The organism is Imperialibacter sp. (assembly GCF_040222385.1).
Lineage (GTDB): Bacteria > Bacteroidota > Bacteroidia > Cytophagales > Cyclobacteriaceae > Imperialibacter.
The window spans coordinates 77,951-99,156 of record NZ_JAVKDF010000017.1 but is presented as its reverse complement, the minus strand read 5'-3'; the positions used below and the strand labels follow the sequence as shown (position 1 = coordinate 99,156).

Here is a 21,206-nt window from a genome sequence, read left to right as displayed (position 1 = left end):
GATAAATTCACTAATGAAGTTGGCCCTTAATTATTTTTAACTCAGGGAGTTATTACCGGTGCCAAAGATATTCCAGGGGGCGGATAGCAAGCTAATATGGTCAAATTTAGAAAAAAATAAGGTAACACTAGCATTCCTATGCCTTCCCTTTTCGAAACGGCTCGTTGGAAGCTTATTTGGCCAAAGATTTTACCCGGTCAAATTCTTCATCGTAGTCTTTGCGAATTGTGCCGAAAAGTCTATCCCACCAAAGGAAGTACAGACCGTAGTTACCTTGGAAGTGCTTATGGTGTTGATTGTGATTCACCGACGTGTTGAACCACTTACCTAGCCATGATCGCTGAAAGTTTTTTGGATAGAACTCATAGCCAAGATGGCCGTACACATTGTAGAGCATCATGAGTGCGAGCCAAATCATGACGGCCGACCGATGAGTAGGAATGGAAAATACAATGACATAGATAACGCCCGCCTCTATCACCGCCTCAGCTGGCTGGAATGCCAACGCCGCCCATGGTGAAGGATTGGTAGACATATGATGTACCTTATGCAAGGTCTTGAAAAGCCTGGGATGATGCATAATACGGTGCATCAGGTAAAAATAGCCATCATGAATGAGTAGCATCAGCACGATGCTAAAAGCGAAGTAGCCCCACTCATAATCCCCAATTTCGGCGTATTGTTTGGTGTAGGGTTTTATAAAAGGCGTAAATGTGCTAAGGGCCACGATCCAGAAAATAAGGATCGTTAGCAGACTATAGCCAATTTCACGCAAGTAGTCATTTCTTTTCGGAAAGACCTGTTGGATTTTTCGGGAAGCCCAACGGCTTTTTAAAATTTTATAGAAGATAAAAAAGGCGAGGCTGGCGATCAGGGCATATCGCAGAAAAATGATTAAAAGAAGGATATAGAGCCTTTGATCCATTGGCGCCAATATTTCCTCTAAAATACGATTTAGTGGTCAAAGAACCTTGCAGGCCTTTTGTATAGTGCTTAACCAAAAAAGCGGTTTGGACTATCCGCTTATTTTGTACCTTTCGCTGTTGTAATTTTAAGTACATGTCCGAAAAACGTCCGGCCGCCCTCGGCTTTATTTTTATTACGCTTCTTATAGACGTTACCGGGCTGGGCATCATTATACCAGTGCTGCCAAGCCTTATCAAAGAACTTATCAACGGCGACCTGAGCCAGGCTGCCCAGTATGGCGGCTGGTTACTGTTTGCTTACGCTGGTATGCAGTTTCTGTTTGCTCCGGTGCTGGGTGGGCTGAGCGACCATTTTGGACGCAGACCTGTCCTGCTTGCCTCTTTGTTTGGATTTGGGCTCGACTATTTGCTGCTGGCCTTCGCTCCTAATATCTGGTGGCTGTTTGTCGGCCGCCTACTGGCTGGCGTAACCGGTGCCAGCTTCACTACTGCATCGGCCTACATTGCAGACATCAGCACGCCGGAAAAAAGAGCGCAGAACTTCGGAATCATAGGGGCTGCATTTGGCCTTGGCTTTATTATTGGGCCAGTTATAGGTGGTTTGCTGGGCCAGTACGGTTCAAGAGTCCCTTTCTTTGCCGCTGCCGCATTAGCGTTACTCAACTGGTTGTATGGCTACTTCGTGCTTCCTGAGTCATTGCCGCCCGATAAAAGACGGCCTTTCAGTATCCGTCGGGCTAACCCGCTGGGGTCATTGAAAGCGCTGCAAAAGTATCCCAAGGTGCTGGGCCTGGTAGGCGCTTTCTTCTTTATCTATCTGGCTGGACATGTCAACCAGAGCACCTGGGCTTATTTCACCATGCTTGAGTTTGGTTGGAACGAGGCCTGGGTAGGTTATTCGCTCGGCTTTGTTGGGCTGACAGTGGCTATTGTGCAGGGAGGGCTTATCCGCATTGTGGTGCCGAAAATAGGACAGTGGAATGCCGTATTCGTCGGCATGTTTTTTTATATTTTCGGCTTTACTCTTTTTGCATTTGCGTCACAAGGCTGGATGATGTTCGCCATTATGGTGCCCTTTGCTTTGGGTGGCTTTGCTGGCCCTTCGCTCCAAAGCCTTATCTCTGGACAGGTGCCATCCAACGAACAAGGGGAGCTACAGGGAGCGTTGACCAGCATGACCAGCGTGACGTCCATTATTGGGCCGCCCCTGATGACAAATCTCTTTGCCTACTTCACCGGCGAAAACCCGATCGTTTATTTTCCGGGCGCAGCCTTTCTGGCTGCTGCCATCATCACGGTCGTGGCTGTTTTTCTGGCCATCCCGTCGTTCAACAAGAGAAATTCCTGATATTAATTAGCCTCATCGTCATCTAATATCTCAATATCGTGGATGAGTACTTTTTTGGCTATTGATCGGCCGGTAGGTGTGGTGGCAAGTCCTCCTTCTGCTGTTTCCTTGTAACGGCTTTCCATGGCCTGACCTATTTCGCCCATGGCTTCCACGCACTCGTCGACGGGGATGACACTGCTTACGTCGGAAATAGCAATTTGCGCCGAGGAGTTGGCAATAGCGGCTGCGCTTGCATTGCGGACCACGCAGGGCACCTCCACCAACCCAGCCACCGGGTCGCACACGAGGCCCAGCATGCACTGAACGGTGATGGCCACGGCATTGAAAACCTGGTCAACGTTGCCTCCAAGACAATAAACGATGGCTCCTGCGGCCATAGCCCCGGCACTTCCTGTCTCAGCCTGGCATCCGCCTACAGCCCCTGAAATGGAAGCCTTTTGCTCCATAATCAATGCAATGCCTGCTCCTACGAGTAAGCCTTCTAAAATTTTCCGATCGTCCAGGCGGTGAAGCTCTTGTAACGTAACCAGCGTTCCGGGCAGGATGCCCGAAGCTCCCGCTGTAGGTGCTGCCACTACCCGGCCCATGCAGGAATTAACTTCTTTGGCGGCCAGCGCTCTTGAAATAAGCACTTGAAACTCCTTCGAAAGGACGGTGATAGGGTTATTGTATACTTTTTTTGCTCCGTTGTTGATCATCCCTGAACGGGATGTCATATTCTCCGTAAGCCCCGTTTGGACGGCCTCCTTCATCACCTCATAGGCCCTTTGGAGTCCGTCCCAAATTTCCTCTTCTGTTTTATTTTTTTGCTGGATTTCGTATTCGATTACAGGCTCAAAAAGCTTAATACTTCTGTCCTGGCAATCTTTCTTCCAGCTGGCGAAGCTTTCAAATAAGATACTCATAATGGGTCATTTGTTGTTCAACAAAGATAGCGAAAAAGGAACCTGGAAACGTTTTGCCCCAAAGTCTCTATTTGTCTTGACAAAATCTGGGTGGAAATATGGTAAGCCTGACTAACTTTGCCCCATGCAACTGAAGAACGACCTGATCCTCCGGGCTGCCAGAGGAGAGAAAACGGAGAGAACGCCTGTATGGATGATGCGACAGGCAGGAAGAATTTTGCCAGAATACAGGGCCGTACGGAACAGCCTGAGTGGATTCATCGAATTGGTAAAAACACCGCAGTTTGCTGCAGAAGTGACCGTGCAGCCGGTAGACATACTGGGAGTAGATGCAGCGATCATTTTCTCCGACATTTTGGTGATACCGGAGGCTATGGGATGCCCCTACGAAATGATTGAGAAGAGAGGGCCAACATTTCCCAAGACAATAAAAACAGAAAAGGATATAGACGAATTGCGTGTAGCCGACGGAGAAACCGATCTAGGTTACGTGATAGAGGCCATCAAGCTTACCAATAAAGAGCTGGCCGGCAGAGTACCTTTAATAGGATTCGCCGGCGCCCCATGGACACTATTTTCTTATATGGTGGAGGGCTCTGGCAGCAAGACATTCTCAAAAGCCAGAGGTTTTTTGTACACCGAACCGGCGTTGGCGCATAAGGCGCTCGAAAAGATCACCCAAAGTACCATCAGCTACCTGAAGGCGCAGGTAAAGGCTGGTGCCCACATGTTGCAGATTTTTGATTCGTGGGCCGGTGTGTTGCCGCCTGACCACTACAGAGAATTCTCGCTCGCTTATATCAGGAAAATATGCGAGGCTATTCCCGAGGTGCCGGTCACAGTTTTTGCCAAGGGGGCCTTTTTTGCGCTTGAAGAAATTGGCCAACTGCCCTGCGCTACCGTCGGTCTCGACTGGAACATGGACGTGGCTGAGTCGAGAGCAAAAGTGGGAGCCAGCAAGACACTACAGGGCAACCTCGATCCGTGTGCCCTCTACGGAAGTTTTGCAGAGATAGAAAAGGCAACAAAAGACATGTTAAAAGCCTTCGGGCCTCAGCGTCATATTGCCAACCTGGGTCATGGCGTGTATCCGGATACTGATCCTGAAAAGGTGAAGTGCTTTATTGAAACAGTAAAGGAGTACCGACAAGGCTAGTTTGCCAGCGAAAGGTATTTGATCAGTTTTTCGTGGAGATCCTCGGGTACAAACGGCTTGGTGACAATGTCGTTCATCCCAACAGTGAAAATCTGATCCCGAATGTCTGATGGGATGGCGGCGGTAATGGCGATAATGGGCGTTTTTGCATCCATTTCCCTAATTTTTTCGGTGGCCTTGTAACCGTCCATGACTGGCATCTGAAGATCCATTAGGATAATATCAAAAGGTGTGGCTGCGTGCTTTTCAACGGCTATCTGGCCATTGTCAGCAATTTCTATCTTGGCTCCCCACTTTTGGAGAAACTTTTTGATGACCAATACATTTACCTTATTGTCTTCCACCACCAATACTTTTTTGCCCTCCACAATATTTCTGTCGATTACTTTGGGCACGACAGGGGCGGGTAATTTTTCTGCCGTTTTCACCACGCCAAACCATTGGCTGAAGTAGAAGCGGGAGCCTTCTCCAGGCGTGCTGGCAAACTGAATGTCGGAGCCTTGCAGCCTCAGCAGCCGCCTGATAATACTGAGGCCAAGGCCTGTTCCTCCGTACTCTCGGGTGGTGGAAGCGTTACCCTGGGAAAAGCTTTCAAAAATCAATTCACTCTGACTCTCTTTTACACCAATGCCACTATCAACCACCTCAAATAGCAGCTTGACACTGTCGCTTTCTTTCTCCTCCAGCGAAACCTTAAGATGGACAAAGCCCGACGCAGTGAACTTCAAAGCATTATCTAAAAGGTTGACCAACACCTGCGACAGCCGTGCTTTGTCACAAAGGATGTGGTCGGGCACGTTGTCAGCTATTTTAAGCTGGAAGTCTAGCTGCTTCTGCTGTGCTGTTTTTTCGAATGGACTGTGAACCGAGTCAAGGAATTCTTTGAGGGATATTTTTTCTGTAGAAAAGGCTATTTGACCCGAGTCTATTTTGCTGAAGTCAAGCAATTCGGTGATCAGGTTCATGAGTCGCTCCGCAGAAAATTTAAGTGTATTCAGGCTTTCCTTTTGCGTCTGCTTGGGCTTGTCCTGAATCAAGAAGTTGGTCATGCCCAATACGGCATTCAATGGGGTTCTCATTTCGTGAGACATGGTCGAAAGAAACTCAGTGCGGGCTCTGGAAGCCTTTTCAGTTTGTTCTTTGGCTTCCTTAAGGTTTTGGGCAAACCGAAACGACAGGATAAGACCCTGAAAAAAGAAGAAGAGGATGTGGGCGATGAAATTAAACAGGACAATTCTCGGTGTCAGGTCGAAGTATACCAATACATTATAGCCCACTATCGCAAAAACGATCAGTTTTGCCACAAGAGCATATACTGCTGCCGGCCTCTTGTGTATGACAGCCATCACCACTATGTATATTCCGTAGCAAATAGCCAGCAGAAGAACGTAGAGATAGTAGGGTAGGATGGAGGTAAACAAAAGTACAGGGCCCGCTACTGTCAACAAGCTTATTCCCAACGTGACCCATAGAAAGACAGAGAAAATGGGCTTGTATACCTCTTCGGGATAAAGACTGACGATGTAACGGACAAAGAAATAGAGACCCATAAATACGCTGAGGTGCTCGAGCCTTAGCAATAGAGAAAAAGGCATCTCCCATAATGCGTTGATAGCATAGATATCCGAACCGATATTTCTGTAGGCGTATACCAGGCAAAACAGCGCAAAGTAAAGCATGGGCTTGTCGTGCCGCCCGAATAGGTAGAGTCCAAAAAAGAAAAACCCACCCATGAACATGGCACCCGCCAAAATCCAGTCATAAGCCAGCTCTACTTCTTTGGCCCGGGCCAATTCCATTTCTTCACCGAGCGTAATGCTTTGAGAGCTTCCGCCTTTTCTATGAACAAAATTGGAGACTTGAAGTACCAGGTGAAGTGTATCTGACCTTTCTCTCAGCGGCTTTGTTTTTGGGTAGTACTGAGGCAGCGACTCTTCCTTCGTTTTTCCAACAATGCCATTTTTTGAAAAAACCTCTCCATTAATGAATAGCTGGTAGCTGGAAAAAAAGTCTTCTACCCACATGAGCAAGGCAGGGTGGTCTTTGGGCAAAAGCACGGTGAGAGAATAGGTGGCATAACCTTCTCTGTTCAGTTCCACACTGTCTACCTCTGCGTTGTTCCAAATCCTGGGAAAGTAGAAGTAATGGGGAGGTTTTTTGGCCAACTCAACACCTTCTGGTACGAGCAATTCCTTCCAGTAAAAGCCCCATTCTCCATCCAGCTTTATTGGGCCATCCCGTAAAAAATCCCAGCCTCTCAAGTCCAATGTTCCCTGAACTGCTGTCGGTTTTTCAACATCTGCCTTTAGGGAAAATGAAATAAAAGTGGTGAGGACTCCAACAAAAAATAAAAATCTCGACATCTTAGCCCCTTAAAGAAATTCAATATAGGCTTAATAGTTCAACAAATTGTTTAGAGCGCTGGTTGAATAAGTTCCGAATATAATTGTTTTCGACGAATACCTAACGGCAGATCAACCCATGGTTACTTCAGACATAGACATACTAAGAAAGGTAATAGTCCATCGCCCTGATCAGGGAATAGAATGGGTAACTCCCTTCAACAAGGCTGAGCTACTGTACGATGACATTGTTTTCTTACCTAAAATGCAGGAGGAGCACAGCTTGCTTACCGGCGTGCTTTCGTTTTTTGCGGGAAAGGAAAATGTGCTGGAGTTCACAGACCTGTTGACAGATATTTTGACTGATGCGAAGTTAAGGTCACAGTTGCTTGATGAGGTATTTAAGCTGGAGAGCCTGCCATCCGACACACAGTTAGCGATACAGCAGTTATCGGCAGAAAACCTGGCCAAGGCCCTTATTAGTGGATACAAGACGAGCGGAAATGTTTTGCTCAACCCAGTGCCCAACCTCATTTTCACCCGGGACATTGGGGCGGTGGTGAACAATTATGTGATTACTTGCCAGGCGGAAAAAATGCCTCGCAAAAGGGAGAATATCCTTACATGGTTCATTACCCATCATCACCCGGTCTTTACTAAAGTGGGCTACAAATATCTTGACTTGTGCACGTCAGCGGATCACCTGGCTACAACGCTTTCCAACAGAGCGGAGACAATTGAGGGGGGCGACATCATTCATTTAAGCCCATCACATTTGCTTATCGGGTGCAGCGAAAGAACAAACATGGTGGCACTCTGGAGAATAAGGGAGCAGCTACGTGAGCACAAGGTCGTAGAGAAATTTACAATCGTCGACATTCCCAAGGAAGAGTATTGTATGCATATCGACACTATTTTTTCGAAGGTAAATGACCACGACTATGTGCTCTACGAGCATGTGCTACAAGACCCCACACAGATCAGCATTGAAAGCTTCGATTTGCAGGGAAACACCTCCCAGCGATTTGATACCATAAAGGATTTGATACTAGCCGAGGATGCCGAGGCCAGGTTTGTGTCATGCGGCAATGGAGAGCATCCCTTCGACCAGCGGGAGCAATGGAGCAGCGCTTGCAATTTCGTGGCCGTAAAGCCAGGGGTGACAGTAACCTACCGCCGAAACACCAAAACCATCGAGGGCTTCCAGCAGCTAGGCTATACTGTGATCCCCGCCGAGCAGTTCCTTCAGCAGGCCGCCGAAGGCAAGGTTGACAAGGAGAGGATTCAAACCACCATCATCACCATTCCCGCCGGTGAGCTCAGCCGTGGCAGTGGTGGGCCTCACTGCTTAACCTTTCCTATCAAGAGGGGTTAGTGGGACGGTTGTTCCAGCCCTAGCTGTTCTGGTGAGTGAAGACACTCACCAGTCCGATTTTCACCCGCCCGCTTTTACCAACACCGCCCAGTCCTTTTCCGGCTCTGAAGGTGGGGGCCCAAGTGTGCGAACGTCGCCGCCTTCTACCGTCGTTACTTCTGTTTGCTGTAGCGCACCTCCTGTTCTGGGGTTGTACCAGCTCACCGTATAGCTTCCTTCGGCGCCTGTCAGGTCGATAGAGGCTTCGCCGCCAAGCGGCAAAAACACCGCATAGACTTCTCCCGGCTTGGCCAGACAGTAGGTGTTTTCGCCCGACAATTCATCGTGACTTTCCATCTCATCAAAAGGCAGGTGAGTCTGAAAAAAGTCGAGCGCTACTTTTGTATAGTCCCACATACGGTCTCTGGATCGCCAGTCCTCGCAGCCCAGGTCGTTGTCGTGGTTAAGGTAGCCGAAGTACCATTCTGCGCCACCACCGCCGGCCATCAGGTTGCCCCAGAGCACCGACACCCGCACGGTGTCCTGGTTGTTGTCCTCCCGGTCGTCGGGATCCAGCCCACGGTTGGCGGGCCCTATTTCGTCGATATTCACTACCCACGGCTGGCCAGCTTCTGCCGATTTAGCCACCCAACGTTTGGTGTCCTCATGGGCATCGCCGATGTAACCGATCTGGATAGACGGCCCATCGAGGCTTGGGTGGCCCAGCAGCCTGTCGAACATTTCGTGACGCAGCTCTTTGTGGGAGTGCGTATGAATCACCACGTAGTTTTGGTAGGGGTCGTGGGTTTTAAAATAGTCGGTCATGGCCTTCTGCTGCTCTGGAGTTTGCCCGTTGGGGGTAAAGCTGGCAGGGCCATTTTCCTCGCCCATGTTCCACGTCACAGCCAGGTGGTGACCAAAGCGGGCGATCAGCTCACGGTAGTATAACTTACGTTGCGGCCCGGTGTCGCCATCGTCGAGCAGCTTTTCGTTTTCAGTTTCCTGTGTCACTATATGCAGCATGATGCCCTTGCGCTCCATGTGGTCGAACACCACTTCCCATTGGTCGAGCTTGCTGCAATCGAACCTGCTGCGCTCATCGTAACCGGTGTAGGGCCACACATCTTTGCCGTCGCCGCCAATGTTCATGGTGAGGAAGTAGATGGAATTCATGCCTTTGCTGGCCAGGTAGTTGATGCCGCCGATCAGGTTTTTGCCTTTGCTGCCCTGCCAGGTGGGGTCGCCATCCTTCCAGTCTGCAGCATGTGGGGCATACTGGTGCAAGGTGGCTTTGTTCTCGGCTTCACCCGATCTGTTTTCGCCTTCGGTTTCCTTATGGGTGCCATCGAAGTCGGCATAGCCGAGCAGGTCTTCCGGGCTGTCGGCACCGCCTTTGAGGAAGAATTCGCCAGTTTCCTGAAATTGCAGGTAGCGCTCCCGCACGTAGGCAAGTCGGCCTTTTGCCCGGAGGTCGGGCAACTGGTAGTTGCCCGCCGACACAATGAGTTTGCCTTCCTCACCGTCAACGGCGAAGGGTTCTCCTGCCTGTGGATCATCATCCACGGCTATGTTGGCACCCTTGCGAAACGAAACCTGGTAGGTCCATTCTCCTTCTTCATCGGGGCGGAAATGCACCTTCCACACGTTGCCAGCCGTGGCGCTGCTTTCGCCAGCGTTGCCATCGGCTGCATAGTAGCCCGGCACCAGCATTTTCTTCAGCCCTTTGGAGAAAACAACATTCAGCCGGTAGTCGGTGAAGGGGTTGTCAGCAGCGTCTTCAGCTGTTTCGGGGCCTGCGAAACTGAGGGTGATTTTGTCCCATTTGGTGGCTTGCAGGGGTTCTTTTTGTGTGCAATTGGTAAGCAGCACTAAAAAGAGGGCTACAGATAGAAGAGAAGCAGAAAGTTTATGCATAGTAGGCATTAGGTATGTTTAATGGGTTGAACTTACGATAAATTGGGTAGAAGGCATAGCGCCTTTTTCAGTTGAGAATAAGGGATTGTATGCAATTGCACTGAAAAAGGAATTAACTTGAGGAGGATATAAGGTGGGTCTGAATCAAGATTTTGACTCGGTATTGGGCAATGTCAATTCTTATTACATATGAATGATAAAATATTCATAAGTCACTCTTCTAAGGACATAGATTTCGTTAAGGAGTTTGTCGAATCGATTTTACAGCTAGGGCTCGGAATTTCACATGAAAGAATATTTTGTTCCAGTATGGAAGGTCATGGAGTTCAAAGCGGTGAATATATTCCTGACCGACTCAAGGAGGAAATGAGAAAATCGTGCCTGGCAATTTTATTCATATCGGACAACTATAGAACCAGTGAAGTTTGTCTTAATGAAGTTGGTGCAGCTTGGGTTACATTAGAAAGGACTAATGTAATTCCATTATTGCTACCTGAAGTTGGATTTGATAGACTGGGGTTCTTAGACATAAGTAGAATAGCTTTAAAAATTGACAAAAGTGAAGATTTGTATAAGTTGGTTCAAGATAACAGACAGGAGCTAAACCCAGATTTTAATCTTGAACTAGTGAATCAACACATAAAGAGATTTTTAGCCGCTGTACAGGATTTTGAGCCAAAACCGGGTAAGTCCAATGGGGAACCTAGTGCTACTCTAGAAAAGAGTGAATGGTCGGATTGCTTTGATCAGCATCTTTTCCCCTACAATGAAATACTGCGAAAATCTATACCAACGCTGCTCCCTGGGATTCATGAAATCACCGACCAAAAACAACGACGTGATGTACTGATTAACCTTAGCAAAGCAGAGTTTTTAAATCAATTATGGTACCAGCATTCTGGAGGTGATTTCTATGTCAATAGCTTACTCAAGCTTCCAACCGGGAACTGGCTAATAGGCGGTATTTGGGAACTAAAGATTGAAGATATTTGGATCGGTTTGGGACATGAACCACAAAACGACTTTATTCTCATTAAATCCGTCGGTCTTCCGCCATTCATATATCAATCTGATGTTGGAGGCGAGGGATACACCGCTGGTATTCTAAGTGACGGGACCATAGTTAGCGAAAATGAAGACTCTAATGGATATGCAGTAATTGGACAAGAAACCATAAACCTCCACGAAAATGGAGTCAGAACAAGGTATCGAGATCAAAAGACAAGATGGGTATTCTTAGTAACAGACTATCATAAAATTGGGTTTAATCCTGATGAAACTGAAAATTTCTGCAAACATTTGGATAACGGAGACCTAGAATTGAATGCACAAACGCTCAAAAAACATCAGCGAAGTTTAAGAAACCACCCAACTGTCTTGATGCACAGGTAAGTATTGTCCAAGTGCATTAGTGGAAGCCCCCCCATCCAGCAAGTTTAGCACCGAGCGTAACTTGTGGGTATCCATTGTCAAGCTTCCAGCTTTCTTACGCCAAAGCCCTAGGCCTCATGGGAATGTTGCTAAGCGTTAACTGATTTAGCCTATCTTTGAGATGTGAAAAGGGTGTACATCATAGCTGGGCCAAATGGAGCGGGAAAAACAACACTTTCCTATACAATCCTTCCTGAAATATTTGATTGCGACGAGTTTGTGAACGCTGACGAAATAGCAAAAGGCATTTCCCCACTGAACCCAGAGAAAGCAGGGATCAGGGCTGGCAGATTGATGCTACAGCGAATAAAAGAATTGTTGGATCTAGGAGAGTCATTCGCTTTTGAGACTACGTTATCGACAAGATCTTATCAAGGTTTAATAAAAAAGGCAAGACTCCTGGGTTATGATGTAACTTTGCTTTTTCTGACGCTTGATTCCGTCGAACTAGCTATTCAAAGAGTGCAAATCAGGGTGAAGGAAGGAGGACACAACATTCCTATTGAGACTATTGAAAGAAGATACTCTAAAGGCTTATTGAACTTCTTTAAAATTTATCGGTTGATCGTCGATAGGTGGATTTTAGTTGATAATTCAACCGAGAACTTCGAATTTATCGCCGAAGGATACGGCGGTGAAGTAGTGGTAAGAAGTGAACGGAAGTGGTCTTTTTTAAACAAAGAATACAATGGATAACAACGAGGAGCTACGGGAACTGAGAGAACAAGTAAGCCTGGGACTAAAAGAGGCTTACAGAAAAATGGTGGAATTCAAAAAGAGAAATAACAGCCCCTTGATTGTTTCGAGGAACGGAAAAGTAGTAGCCATTCCTCCGGATGAAATACTCCCCACCACGAATGCTAGAAATGAGTATGTGCCTTGAGACCCGGAAAGGAGATATTGCTAACCCCAATCCCGCAGGTTTAGCGACAGCGGACCCGGCCGGGCAGGCTTGTGGGCACTAATAGTCAAGCTTTCAACTTGCTTACACTAACCCTCTTCTACTCCTTCAACTTCCCCAAATAAGAATAAAGTAACACCAGTACATCCTGCGGATCCTGGCCTGACTGCCCGAACTGCACAAAATAGAAATCCCTGATGGCCCTGAACAGTACCCATTCGGCTTCTGAGTCGGCGTCCACGTTTTTGGCCTTTGTCCAAAGTTCGTAGGTCTTCCGTTCGGTAAACTCCCTGGCCTTGTCCGAGCATTCCAGGTATCTTTTTACTGACTTGTTGATGAGCAACTGCCGCTGGAAAGCAAGAGCGACTTTGTTGGCCATGATTTCGTCGGAAAACAGCTGTTCGAACTCAACATAGTCACGCATGAGATCGCCAAACTTTTCATAGTGTTTGATGTGGGTTTTCAGCAGTTCGTGCTCAAAATTGACAAGGTCGCCAAAGTAATAGTAGAAACTCGACCTGGCCAGCGACACCAGGCCCGACAGCCGCTCGACATTAAGTGCTTCCGGGCCTATCGACGCAAATAGCGAATACCCGCATTCTATCCATTTTAGTTTGTTTTCACTTGTTTTCTCCATGTCAGATAGCCGCTGCAACCAATGCTCTGTACACTATTGTACAAACAAAGTAGGCAAATTACCTCGTTGAATGCATCAGGTTCATTTTTATTCTAACCTAAAACGACAAAACCATGAATCAAAAACCATCGAACTCATTTGTAGCAGCGTCATGGATCGCACTGCTCACAGGTATGATTGGGTATCTGGTAGGTCTCTTCAGAGCAGAGATGATGCTCAATGAGAAGGGTTATTATTTTACTGTGTTGATGTTTGGCTTGTTTGCCGTGATTTCTCTGCAAAAGGCAGTGCGTGACAAACTGGAAAATATTCCAGTAACTGATTTGTACTATTCCATTTGCTGGTTCTGCACCATTTTGTGCTTAGTACTTCTTACCATCGGCTTGTGGAATGCTGATTTGCTTTCCAGCGAAAAGGGTTTTTATGCGTTCTCTTTTATCCTTTCACTTTTTGGGGTGATTGCGGTACAAAAAAACACCCGTGATTCAATCGCAACTGAGTGATGTTGCCATGTGCTGTGTAAACGTCGCAGCGTAACAATGTTTTAAAATCAGAAAGTCTGCACTGTCTTTTTTACTCAGTGCAGACTTTTTTAATACGGTATTTTGACGCCTCCACTAGCACCCCACCGCTCCAGCGTCCGCTTATGGAGATTGCCCATTGAAAAAGCCCCTTTCTCTACCTTCAAAAACCACAAAAACACTTATCTTTAACTACCGCCTTGGTTTGCCAACACCCGCAAGCAACCCGAGCGCTTGTTTTTTCATCTTGATTACCTAAACCTATCCACCTCTATGAGGCAGCTCAGAATTGTTTTCGCCCTTCTTCTTGTTGGTGTTGTTAGCTACCAGTGCACCGACAAATCAAACAAGGAAGCCACAGATGGTTTGCCACCCGAAGTAGTAGCCACTATTGAAAAACGCATTCAGAACGGACAAATGCCCAGCATGGCCCTGGCTATTATCGACTCGTCGGGTGTTCAATATTACAATTTTGGTAAAACCACTCAGGATGGGAAGGAAGTGGATGAAAATACCATCTACGAAATAGGCTCTATTTCCAAAGTGTTTACGGCTACCCTGCTTGCCCGCCAGGTGCTGGAGGGTGACCTGAAGCTGGAGGACGAAATCAACGACTACCTTCCCGATAGTGTGAAAGTGCCCGTAATGGGAGATGCGCCCATCACCTTTGGCAACCTCACTGATCATACGTCGGGCATCCCAAGAATGCCCACCAATTTTGCCCCGGCCAATCCCAATAATCCCTATGCTGACTACACTGTTCAACAGATGTACGAGTTCATTTCTAACTACCAGCCAAGCAGAACGGTTGGCTCCGAGTATGAATACTCCAACCTGGCCCAGGGCTTATTGGGGCACCTGCTCGCTCAAAACAAGAACACAACTTATGAGGCGCTGATGGTAGCAACCATTGCTGATCCGCTGGGAATGAACGATACAAGAATTGCCTTCACCGAAACAATGAAACAAAACCTGGCGCTGGGGCATACCGGCCCCTATGTGGTGGAGAATTGGGATATTCCTACGCTGGCAGGTGCAGGAGCCATCAGGAGTTCCACCTCGGACATGGCCAAATTCATTTCGGCCAACCTGGGCTATGTGGATACTCCCTTGCGGGCAGCCATGGATATGTCGCACACGATGCGGCATGACAAGGCCGGCGGCATGCAGGTGGGCATGGGCTGGCATATTAAGAATGGCAGGGAAGGAGACGTGATCTGGCACAATGGCGGAACAGGAGGTTACAGAACCTTTGCCGGGTTTGTGAAGGAGACAGGCAAAGGGGTTGTACTGCTGACCAATTCCAGCACAGGTGCCGACGATATCGGCTTCAACCTGCTCGATTCCAGCTCGGAGCTGGCAGAGCAGTACTTTAAGAGTGATGCGGTGCAGGTGTCTGAGTCGGTACTGGAGAAGTATGTGGGGGTGTACGAGCTACAGCCCGGCTTCATGATCACCATCACGAGAGAAGGCGGGCAGCTCTATGGGCAGCCTACCGCCGAGGAGCGCTTTGAGATTTACGCCGAAAATGACACAGTTTTTTTCCAGCCTGAGGTGAGGGCTAAGATATCGTTTCAGGCCGATAATGGAGTGATAGAGAGCTTAACGCTGTTTCAAGGCGGCGGCGGTGGAGTAGCCAGGAAGATTGAGTGAGGTGGCATGGGTAGGGGTGCCACAGTAGACTGAATTCCTCCACTAAAGCAGGCGTCCATTTGTATTGAATATAAGAGTATCTCGTGCAGATTTGTAGCGGACTTGCTCAAGCTGAGCAAGTCTGCCGCAGGTTTGTAATGCCTTTGCTCAAGCTGAGCAAGTCTCCCGCAAGTCTGTTTTAAGTTTGCTCAGGTTGAGCAAGGCTGTAGCAGTAGTGCAGGAGTTTGATATAGAGTGAGTTATAAAAATCAAAGGCCCTAGTTTTAACCGGGATATTGTAGACTTCTCCGCATAATCCGACAAGAGAAATACCGGATTCTCAACTGAAAGCTGTCAGCCTCACGGTTTCTCCGCATTTTGTACTAATTTCCCTTACCTGACATCAGACCTTCTGTTGTCGGTTGAACATTGTAACCACCACTTAAACTACCTACACATGACCACCCGGAGAGACTTTGTCAAAAAAAGCCTGTTGACGGCCAGCGGCCTCGCCATGGGGCTTCCATTTTTGAATGCCCATACCCAATCCGACCTCAAAATCACAAAAATCCGGCACTACCGTGACCCCGATTATACCAAACCGGCCTTTGCTCAGATGCGGGACATTGTAGTGGTGGAAACCAATGGTGGCATCATAGGTATTGGAGAGGGCGGCTCCAAAGAGATGATCCAGAACGTGGCCGAAATGCTCATTGGTGAAGACCCGTTTCGAATCGAGCACCTGTGGCAGAAGGTGAACCGGGGCTATTTCTATCCTTCGGGTCGTGAGCGGCTGCACGCCATGGGTGCGCTCGACATGGCTCTGTGGGACATCAAAGGCAAAGCGTTGAATGTGCCAGTGTATGAATTGCTTGGCGGCCTCACCCGTGATTATATTCCATGCTACTCCACCGGTTTTCCCGGCCAGGGCTCGGTGAAGGAAACGGCAAAAGCTTGCATGGAAGCTGGCTTTTATGCTTTCCGCACGGATGGGGGTGTGGGGTCAAGAGACGTTTTTGACGTGCACAAATGGCTGAACAACTACCGCAAACATTGTGAGCAGGTTCGTGATGGCGTAGGGGAAGATGGCCAGTGGTGCATCGACCTGCATACCCGTTTCGACACCGCCGAAGCAGTGACGGTGTGCAATATGATAGAGCCACTTCGGCCGCTGTTTGTGGAAGACCTGGTGCGCTCCGAAAATCCTGGCATTTATGAAACGCTACGTACCAAAGTGAATGTGCCCATTGCCGTGGGTGAGCAGTTTGGCGACCGCTGGGACATCAACGAGCTGGTGGAAGATCACCTGATCGATTTTTCACGGGTGACGCTGCCCAACACAGGCGGCATTACTGAGTTCATGAAAATTGCCGCCATTTGCGAAACGCATTATGTCGGCTTGATTCCCCACTTTACCGGTCCAATCTCAACAGCCGCCATTGTGCATACGCTTGGGGCATCCTCTGGCTTTGTGCTCACAGAGATACTGGGCAATTCCGCAACAAAAACTGACTACCTGAACGACGATTACCTGAACTTCAAAAATGGCAAACTCTACCCAACTCAAAGGCCAGGTCTGGGGGTTGAGTTCAATCCCAAAAACGTTGAACTCATCAACGAGATCACCAAAGGCAGCGACTACAACCACCCAGGCTTCAGGAGAGCTGACGGATCATTCACCAACTGGTAAGAGAACGTATGAAGAAGATCGCTGCTTTTTTATTGTCGATTGGGCCAGGGCTCTTTTGCATAGGATACACGGTGGGCACAGGCAGTGTCACCTCCATGGCCAAAGCCGGCAGCCAGTTCGGCTCCCAACTGCTTTGGGTACTGTCGCTTAGCTGCATTTTTTCGTGGGCGCTCATGGAGGCATACGGAAGATATGCCGTGGTGACGGGCCGAACGGCCGTGAATAGCTTCAAAACAGAGCTGAAGTTTGGCAAGGTGCTGGCAGTGGTGCTTATTATCGGCATCGTGATCGGTCAGTGGAATTCGCTGTCGGGCATCGTGGGGCTTTCGGCCAATGCACTTTATGAGATCGCCCGCTTGTTTCTGCCCGGCTTGCCTGCGGAGAGTTACTGGGCCGTGTTGTCTATCGCCGTCGTCATTCTCGCTATCCTTTATTTTCTGCTGATAGTAGGCAAGTATTCATTTTTTGAGAAGATTCTTATCCTTTTCGTCACCATCATGGGCGTGTCATTTCTCATTTCCATGTTCATCGTGCTGCCTCCCCCTGGTGAGATAGTTATGGGCTTTATCCCTTCCATTCCTAAGGGAGAGGGAGGAAACCTCCTCGTGGCTGCCTTCGTGGGCACCACTATGGCGGCGCCTACCTTTGTCGTCCGGCCGCTGCTAATGAAGGGCAAGGGCTGGGCCAGGGAGGATACAGCTCTGCAGTCGAGAGATGCTCTGTCATCGGCATTGTTCATGTTTGTCATCAGTGCCGCTATCATGGTTACTGCTATGGGTGCCCTCTACTACAAGGGGCTGACGATCAACAGGGTGATTGACATGGTGTACACCCTGGAGCCTGTGGCAGGAAAATTTGCGGTGGCGCTGTTTATGACCGGGGCATTGAGTGCGGGGCTTTCGTCGGTGTTTCCCATTCTGATGGTGGCGCCGCTATTGATTTCTGACTATAAAAACGGCGAACTTGACCTGACGTCGAAGCTTTTTAAACGACTTACAGCGGTGGCTTGCGTGGTCGGGCTTTCAGTTCCGATACTCGGTGCCAACCCTATTGTGGCACAGATAGCCACCCAGGTGGCCAATGTGTTTGTGCTGCCGCTGGTCATTGGCGGAATCATTTACATGATCAACAGGAAAGCGGTAATGGGTGAGCACCGGGCAGGCTGGTTGTTAAACACCGGACTGGTGCTGGCGCTCGTCTTCTCGTGCGTTATTTCAGTGATTGGGTTCAGCGCATTGAAGGGTTTCTTTTGAAGCAACATGGCGTGAACCCGGCTGGTGGCAAGGCTGAGATTAGAATTAAAGGTAACTCAGGGCTAACCTTTCAAGTGCTTCAAAATCATCTCATTTTTCAGCGCTTCCTGAAGCAAGCTCTCCTTTTCTATGGGCATTACGCCCAGGTGCTGGCACACTAGCCCGCCTCCGAGGTTGCTCAGCTCGGCCTGCACTTCCAGCGACAAATGGAGCGCTTCGCAAAGTGCGGCAATGCTGACAACCGTGTCGCCTGCACCCGATACGTCGGCTATGCGCCTGATGTGTGCCGGGTAGTGGATGGACTGCACGTGGTCGGTGAGGTACACACCACGGTCCGACAAGGTGATGAGGGCTTTTTCAACAGGCATGTGCGCATTGAGCTGGTTCACTGCTGAAGACAGCTGATCCAGGTCGTGGTGATCGAATTCTAGCTTCAGGCCTTCTTTCAGCTCCCGCAGGTTGGGCTTGAAAAGCGAGGCACCGCTATAGGCCAGAAAGTTTCGCTTCTTTGGATCCACCACCGTAGGGATGCCCAGCTCGTTGGCCAGATTAATGGTTTGTGAAATGATGGCCGGGTTAAGTACACCTTTGTCGTAGTCCTCAAAAATGATGACGTCACAACCGGTTGCCAGATTGCGAATGTGATCCATGAGCGCTCGCTGCTCAAGAGCAGTCAGGGACTTGTCGGTTTCGCTGTCAACCCTGAGCATGTGCTGTGAGCCAGCGAGCACTCTGGTCTTAACCGTCGTAATCCTCTCTCTGCTTTTGATGATGCCCTGGGAGGAGATGTTTCTTGCCTTCAGCAACTCAAAAAACGTTTCGCCGTCAAGCTCATCCCCAATGATGCTACAAAGGATGGGGGTGGCTCCCAGCGACTGGATGTTGAGCGCCACATTGGCAGCACCGCCCAAACGGTTCTCTTTTTTGTTGACGCTAACGACTGGTACGGGCGCTTCCGGAGAGATGCGGGCAGCATTACCATAAATGTAGGAGTCGATCATCACATCACCGATGACGAGCACTTTGAGATTTTCAAAAGCTTTGAAAACTTCCTGAATGGAGGAGAAGGGCATGGACAAATGATTGGGTTAACGACCCAAATATATGAGTTAAAAAAAGAAAGTTTAAAAAAGTGATGTCCGTCTGAGCCTGTCGAAATGGGAGTTCACTCCGAAATCGTCTTCGACAAGCTCAGACTGACAAATTATTTCAAAAGCGCCAGAGCGGTCTTTATCCTTTTAATGGCCTCTTGCAATTCCGCTTCTGAAGCTGCGTATGAAAGACGCACTGCATTGGGTGCACCAAAAGCACCGCCTGTTACAAGGGCTACATGCGCTTTGGCCAGGATATAGATGCAGAAATCATCAGCATCTTTCACGGTCATTTCCCCATCGCTCTTGCCAAAGTAGTGGCTCACATCCGGGAAGAAGTAGAAAGCACCTTCGGGCATATTGACTTTTAGCCCCGGGATACTTTTGAGCAGATCGTACACCATGTCTCTGCGCTTGCGGTAGATCGCTGACATTTTCTCAGTAGCTTCAAGCCCCGCAGTCAAAGCAGAAACAGTCGCCCTTTGAGCGATGGTATTGGTGCCACTTGTTACCTGGCCTTGAATTTTTTCGCAAGCCTGCGCTACCTCTTTGGGAGCATTGATGTACCCGATCCTCCAGCCCGTCATGGCAAAGCCTTTGGCCATTCCGTTGATGGTCACTGTGCGATCCTTCACTTCAGGGAAAGTGCCGATGCTGATGTGCTTGCCTACATAGTTGATGTGCTCGTAGATTTCGTCAGCCAGGATAAGGATTTGTGGGTGCTTGGCCAGCACTTTTACAAAACCTTCGAACTCTTCCTTGCTGAAAACCGATCCGGTTGGATTGCAGGGAGAGGAATAAAGCAATGCTTTCGTTCTGGGGGTAATGGCTGCTTCGAGCTGTTCAGCAGTTGGCTTGTAGCCATTTTCTATTGTGCCCGACACCAATACCGATTTGCCATCGCAAAGCTGAATGATATCAGAGTAGCTCACCCAGTAAGGGGCAAAAATAATTACCTCATCTCCCGGATCGAGGATGCTTGACATCAGGTTGTAGATCGACTGCTTGGCGCCTGTTGACACTACAATATTTTCCGGCTTGGAGTCAAGCCCGTTTTCGTTTCTAAATTTAGCAGCAATAGCCTCACGAAGATCCTGGTAGCCTGCTACCGGTGAGTAGGCGAAGTATTTCTCTTCGTCAATGGCTGCCTTGGCTGCTTCCTGGATATGTTTGGGAGTTTTAAAATCGGGTTCGCCTAAGCTTAGGCTGATGATGTCAACGCCGGTTGACTTCAATTCTCTGGCCTTTTTGGCCATGGCTAGTGTGGCCGATTCGGCCAGGGCATTCACTCTTTTAGATAAGAAACTCATGTTGATCGGGTGTAATTGCGGCGCAAATTAAAGATAATGAATCGCTTATGCCAAGCGCCCCGGCTTTTTTAGGACTTTCAAAAATATGCAGCAGATCAGTTGAGATTATCGAAATTATTCTTTCGTAAGCGGGCGAATATTTAGCTTCTCGTAATGGGCAGGCTTTATGATGCAGGAAGGTCATAATTCACCCTGGTCAAAATGCTTCGTCCAAGCGTGATTTCGTCGGTGTACTCCAGCTCGCCACCGAATGGAATGCCTCGGGCAATAGTAGAGACTTTTACGCCTTTGTCGCTCACCTTGCGGGTAATGTAAAACGACGTAGTATCACCTTCCATGGTGGCACTAAGCGCCAGAATCACCTCCTGCACTTCACCGTCTTTTCCGGCAATTCTGTCTACCAGAGTTTGGATATTTAATTCATCAGGCCCCACACCGTTCATGGGTGAGATGATGCCGCCGAGCACATGGTAAAGTCCGTTATACTGGGAGGTGTTTTCTATCGCCAGCACGTCGTGAATATCTTCTACTACACAAATAAGCGAGCGGTCACGGCGGTGGCTGGTGCAAATGCTACATACCTCGGTGTCCGAAATATTGTGACATTCTGCACAGTAGCGAATGTTTTCTCTTAGGTTACTGAGAGCCTGGGTAAAGCGGGTGGTCTGATCTTTTTCCTGCTTCAAAAGGTAAAGCACAAGTCGCAAAGCAGTCTTTTTGCCAATGCCAGGAAATTGCGAAAACTGTTCTACGGCCTCTTCAATGAGTTTAGAAGGAAATTCCATGCAGGGG

The 21,206-nt window shown here is 48.5% G+C and carries 18 protein-coding genes; 10 read left to right on the top strand and 8 right to left on the bottom strand.

The features are described from left to right. Nucleotides 1–172: 172 nt before the first annotated feature. The gene (locus RIG68_RS04170; RefSeq protein WP_350118964.1) at nucleotides 173–925 is read right to left on the bottom strand and encodes a sterol desaturase family protein; all 753 of its coding nucleotides are present in this window, start codon (nucleotides 923–925) and stop codon (nucleotides 173–175) included. A gap of 134 nt (nucleotides 926–1,059) precedes the next feature. Between RIG68_RS04170 and RIG68_RS04165 the strand changes: the two genes are divergently transcribed. Beyond that, nucleotides 1,060–2,274: a TCR/Tet family MFS transporter gene (locus RIG68_RS04165; protein ID WP_350118961.1), complete on the top strand. Its 1,215-nt coding sequence runs from the start codon at nucleotides 1,060–1,062 to the stop codon at nucleotides 2,272–2,274. 2 nt (nucleotides 2,275–2,276) lie between these two features. Here RIG68_RS04165 and sdaAA read toward each other — a convergent pair whose 3' ends face one another. Then, nucleotides 2,277–3,182, bottom strand: coding sequence for an L-serine ammonia-lyase, iron-sulfur-dependent, subunit alpha (sdaAA, locus tag RIG68_RS04160; RefSeq protein ID WP_350118958.1), 906 nt, complete (start codon nucleotides 3,180–3,182; stop codon nucleotides 2,277–2,279). A 124-nt stretch (nucleotides 3,183–3,306) separates the two neighbouring features. Between sdaAA and hemE the strand changes: the two genes are divergently transcribed. Then, nucleotides 3,307–4,338, top strand: a complete 1,032-nt coding sequence (hemE, locus tag RIG68_RS04155) for a uroporphyrinogen decarboxylase (protein WP_350118955.1) — start codon at nucleotides 3,307–3,309, stop codon at nucleotides 4,336–4,338. On the opposite strand, the gene RIG68_RS04150 is transcribed toward hemE, so the two are convergent. Next, entirely contained in the window at nucleotides 4,335–6,701 is a 2,367-nt protein-coding gene (locus tag RIG68_RS04150; RefSeq protein WP_350118952.1) for a hybrid sensor histidine kinase/response regulator, read from the bottom strand. The two genes, hemE and RIG68_RS04150, sit on opposite strands and share 4 nt — an antisense overlap. A 118-nt stretch (nucleotides 6,702–6,819) precedes the next feature. Between RIG68_RS04150 and RIG68_RS04145 the strand changes: the two genes are divergently transcribed. Next, the gene (locus RIG68_RS04145; RefSeq protein ID WP_350118949.1) at nucleotides 6,820–8,055 is read left to right on the top strand and encodes an arginine deiminase family protein; all 1,236 of its coding nucleotides are present in this window, start codon (nucleotides 6,820–6,822) and stop codon (nucleotides 8,053–8,055) included. Between the two features lie 60 nt (nucleotides 8,056–8,115). Here the strand turns inward: RIG68_RS04145 and RIG68_RS04140 are convergent, their stop codons facing one another. Then, entirely contained in the window at nucleotides 8,116–9,948 is a 1,833-nt protein-coding gene (locus tag RIG68_RS04140; RefSeq protein ID WP_350118946.1) for a DUF5060 domain-containing protein, read from the bottom strand. A 189-nt stretch (nucleotides 9,949–10,137) separates the two neighbouring features. On the opposite strand from RIG68_RS04140, the gene RIG68_RS04135 reads away from it, so the two are divergent. The 3 genes from RIG68_RS04135 to RIG68_RS04125 all read left to right on the top strand — a co-directional run bounded on the left by RIG68_RS04135 (nucleotide 10,138) and on the right by RIG68_RS04125 (nucleotide 12,262). Next, nucleotides 10,138–11,340, top strand: a complete 1,203-nt coding sequence (locus RIG68_RS04135) for a toll/interleukin-1 receptor domain-containing protein (RefSeq protein ID WP_350118943.1) — start codon at nucleotides 10,138–10,140, stop codon at nucleotides 11,338–11,340. A gap of 162 nt (nucleotides 11,341–11,502) precedes the next feature. After that, nucleotides 11,503–12,075: an ATPase gene (locus RIG68_RS04130; protein ID WP_350118940.1), complete on the top strand. Its 573-nt coding sequence runs from the start codon at nucleotides 11,503–11,505 to the stop codon at nucleotides 12,073–12,075. Then, on the top strand, nucleotides 12,068–12,262 hold the full coding sequence (locus RIG68_RS04125; RefSeq protein WP_350094399.1) for a DUF8506 family protein: 195 nt from the start codon (nucleotides 12,068–12,070) through the stop codon (nucleotides 12,260–12,262). Before RIG68_RS04130 ends, RIG68_RS04125 begins: the two co-directional genes overlap by 8 nt. Nucleotides 12,263–12,380: 118 nt before the next feature. Here the strand turns inward: RIG68_RS04125 and RIG68_RS04120 are convergent, their stop codons facing one another. Beyond that, nucleotides 12,381–12,917 (bottom strand): TetR/AcrR family transcriptional regulator, encoded by a 537-nt coding sequence (locus tag RIG68_RS04120; protein WP_350118937.1) that lies wholly within the window; start codon nucleotides 12,915–12,917, stop codon nucleotides 12,381–12,383. Between the two features lie 113 nt (nucleotides 12,918–13,030). On the opposite strand from RIG68_RS04120, the gene yiaA reads away from it, so the two are divergent. The 4 genes from yiaA to RIG68_RS04100 all read left to right on the top strand — a co-directional run bounded on the left by yiaA (nucleotide 13,031) and on the right by RIG68_RS04100 (nucleotide 18,013). Beyond that, on the top strand, nucleotides 13,031–13,420 hold the full coding sequence (gene yiaA / locus RIG68_RS04115; protein WP_350118934.1) for an inner membrane protein YiaA: 390 nt from the start codon (nucleotides 13,031–13,033) through the stop codon (nucleotides 13,418–13,420). Nucleotides 13,421–13,711: 291 nt separating this feature from the next. Continuing rightward, complete coding sequence (locus RIG68_RS04110; protein ID WP_350118931.1) at nucleotides 13,712–15,091, top strand: serine hydrolase; 1,380 nt, start codon at nucleotides 13,712–13,714, stop codon at nucleotides 15,089–15,091. Between the two features lie 436 nt (nucleotides 15,092–15,527). Then, nucleotides 15,528–16,760, top strand: coding sequence for a mandelate racemase/muconate lactonizing enzyme family protein (locus RIG68_RS04105; RefSeq protein WP_350118928.1), 1,233 nt, complete (start codon nucleotides 15,528–15,530; stop codon nucleotides 16,758–16,760). An 8-nt stretch (nucleotides 16,761–16,768) separates the two neighbouring features. After that, entirely contained in the window at nucleotides 16,769–18,013 is a 1,245-nt protein-coding gene (locus RIG68_RS04100) for an Nramp family divalent metal transporter (RefSeq protein ID WP_350118925.1), read from the top strand. 62 nt (nucleotides 18,014–18,075) lie between these two features. On the opposite strand, the gene RIG68_RS04095 is transcribed toward RIG68_RS04100, so the two are convergent. The 3 genes from RIG68_RS04095 to recR form a co-directional block, all read right to left on the bottom strand. After that, on the bottom strand, nucleotides 18,076–19,086 hold the full coding sequence (locus tag RIG68_RS04095) for a bifunctional heptose 7-phosphate kinase/heptose 1-phosphate adenyltransferase (RefSeq protein ID WP_350118922.1): 1,011 nt from the start codon (nucleotides 19,084–19,086) through the stop codon (nucleotides 18,076–18,078). Nucleotides 19,087–19,217: 131 nt separating this feature from the next. After that, nucleotides 19,218–20,414 carry a pyridoxal phosphate-dependent aminotransferase gene (locus RIG68_RS04090; protein WP_350118919.1) on the bottom strand — a complete coding sequence of 399 codons (1,197 nt, stop codon included), beginning with the start codon at nucleotides 20,412–20,414 and terminating at the stop codon, nucleotides 19,218–19,220. Between the two features lie 164 nt (nucleotides 20,415–20,578). Continuing rightward, on the bottom strand, nucleotides 20,579–21,199 hold the full coding sequence (gene recR, locus RIG68_RS04085; RefSeq protein ID WP_350118916.1) for a recombination mediator RecR: 621 nt from the start codon (nucleotides 21,197–21,199) through the stop codon (nucleotides 20,579–20,581). Between the last annotated feature and the right edge of the window lie 7 nt (nucleotides 21,200–21,206).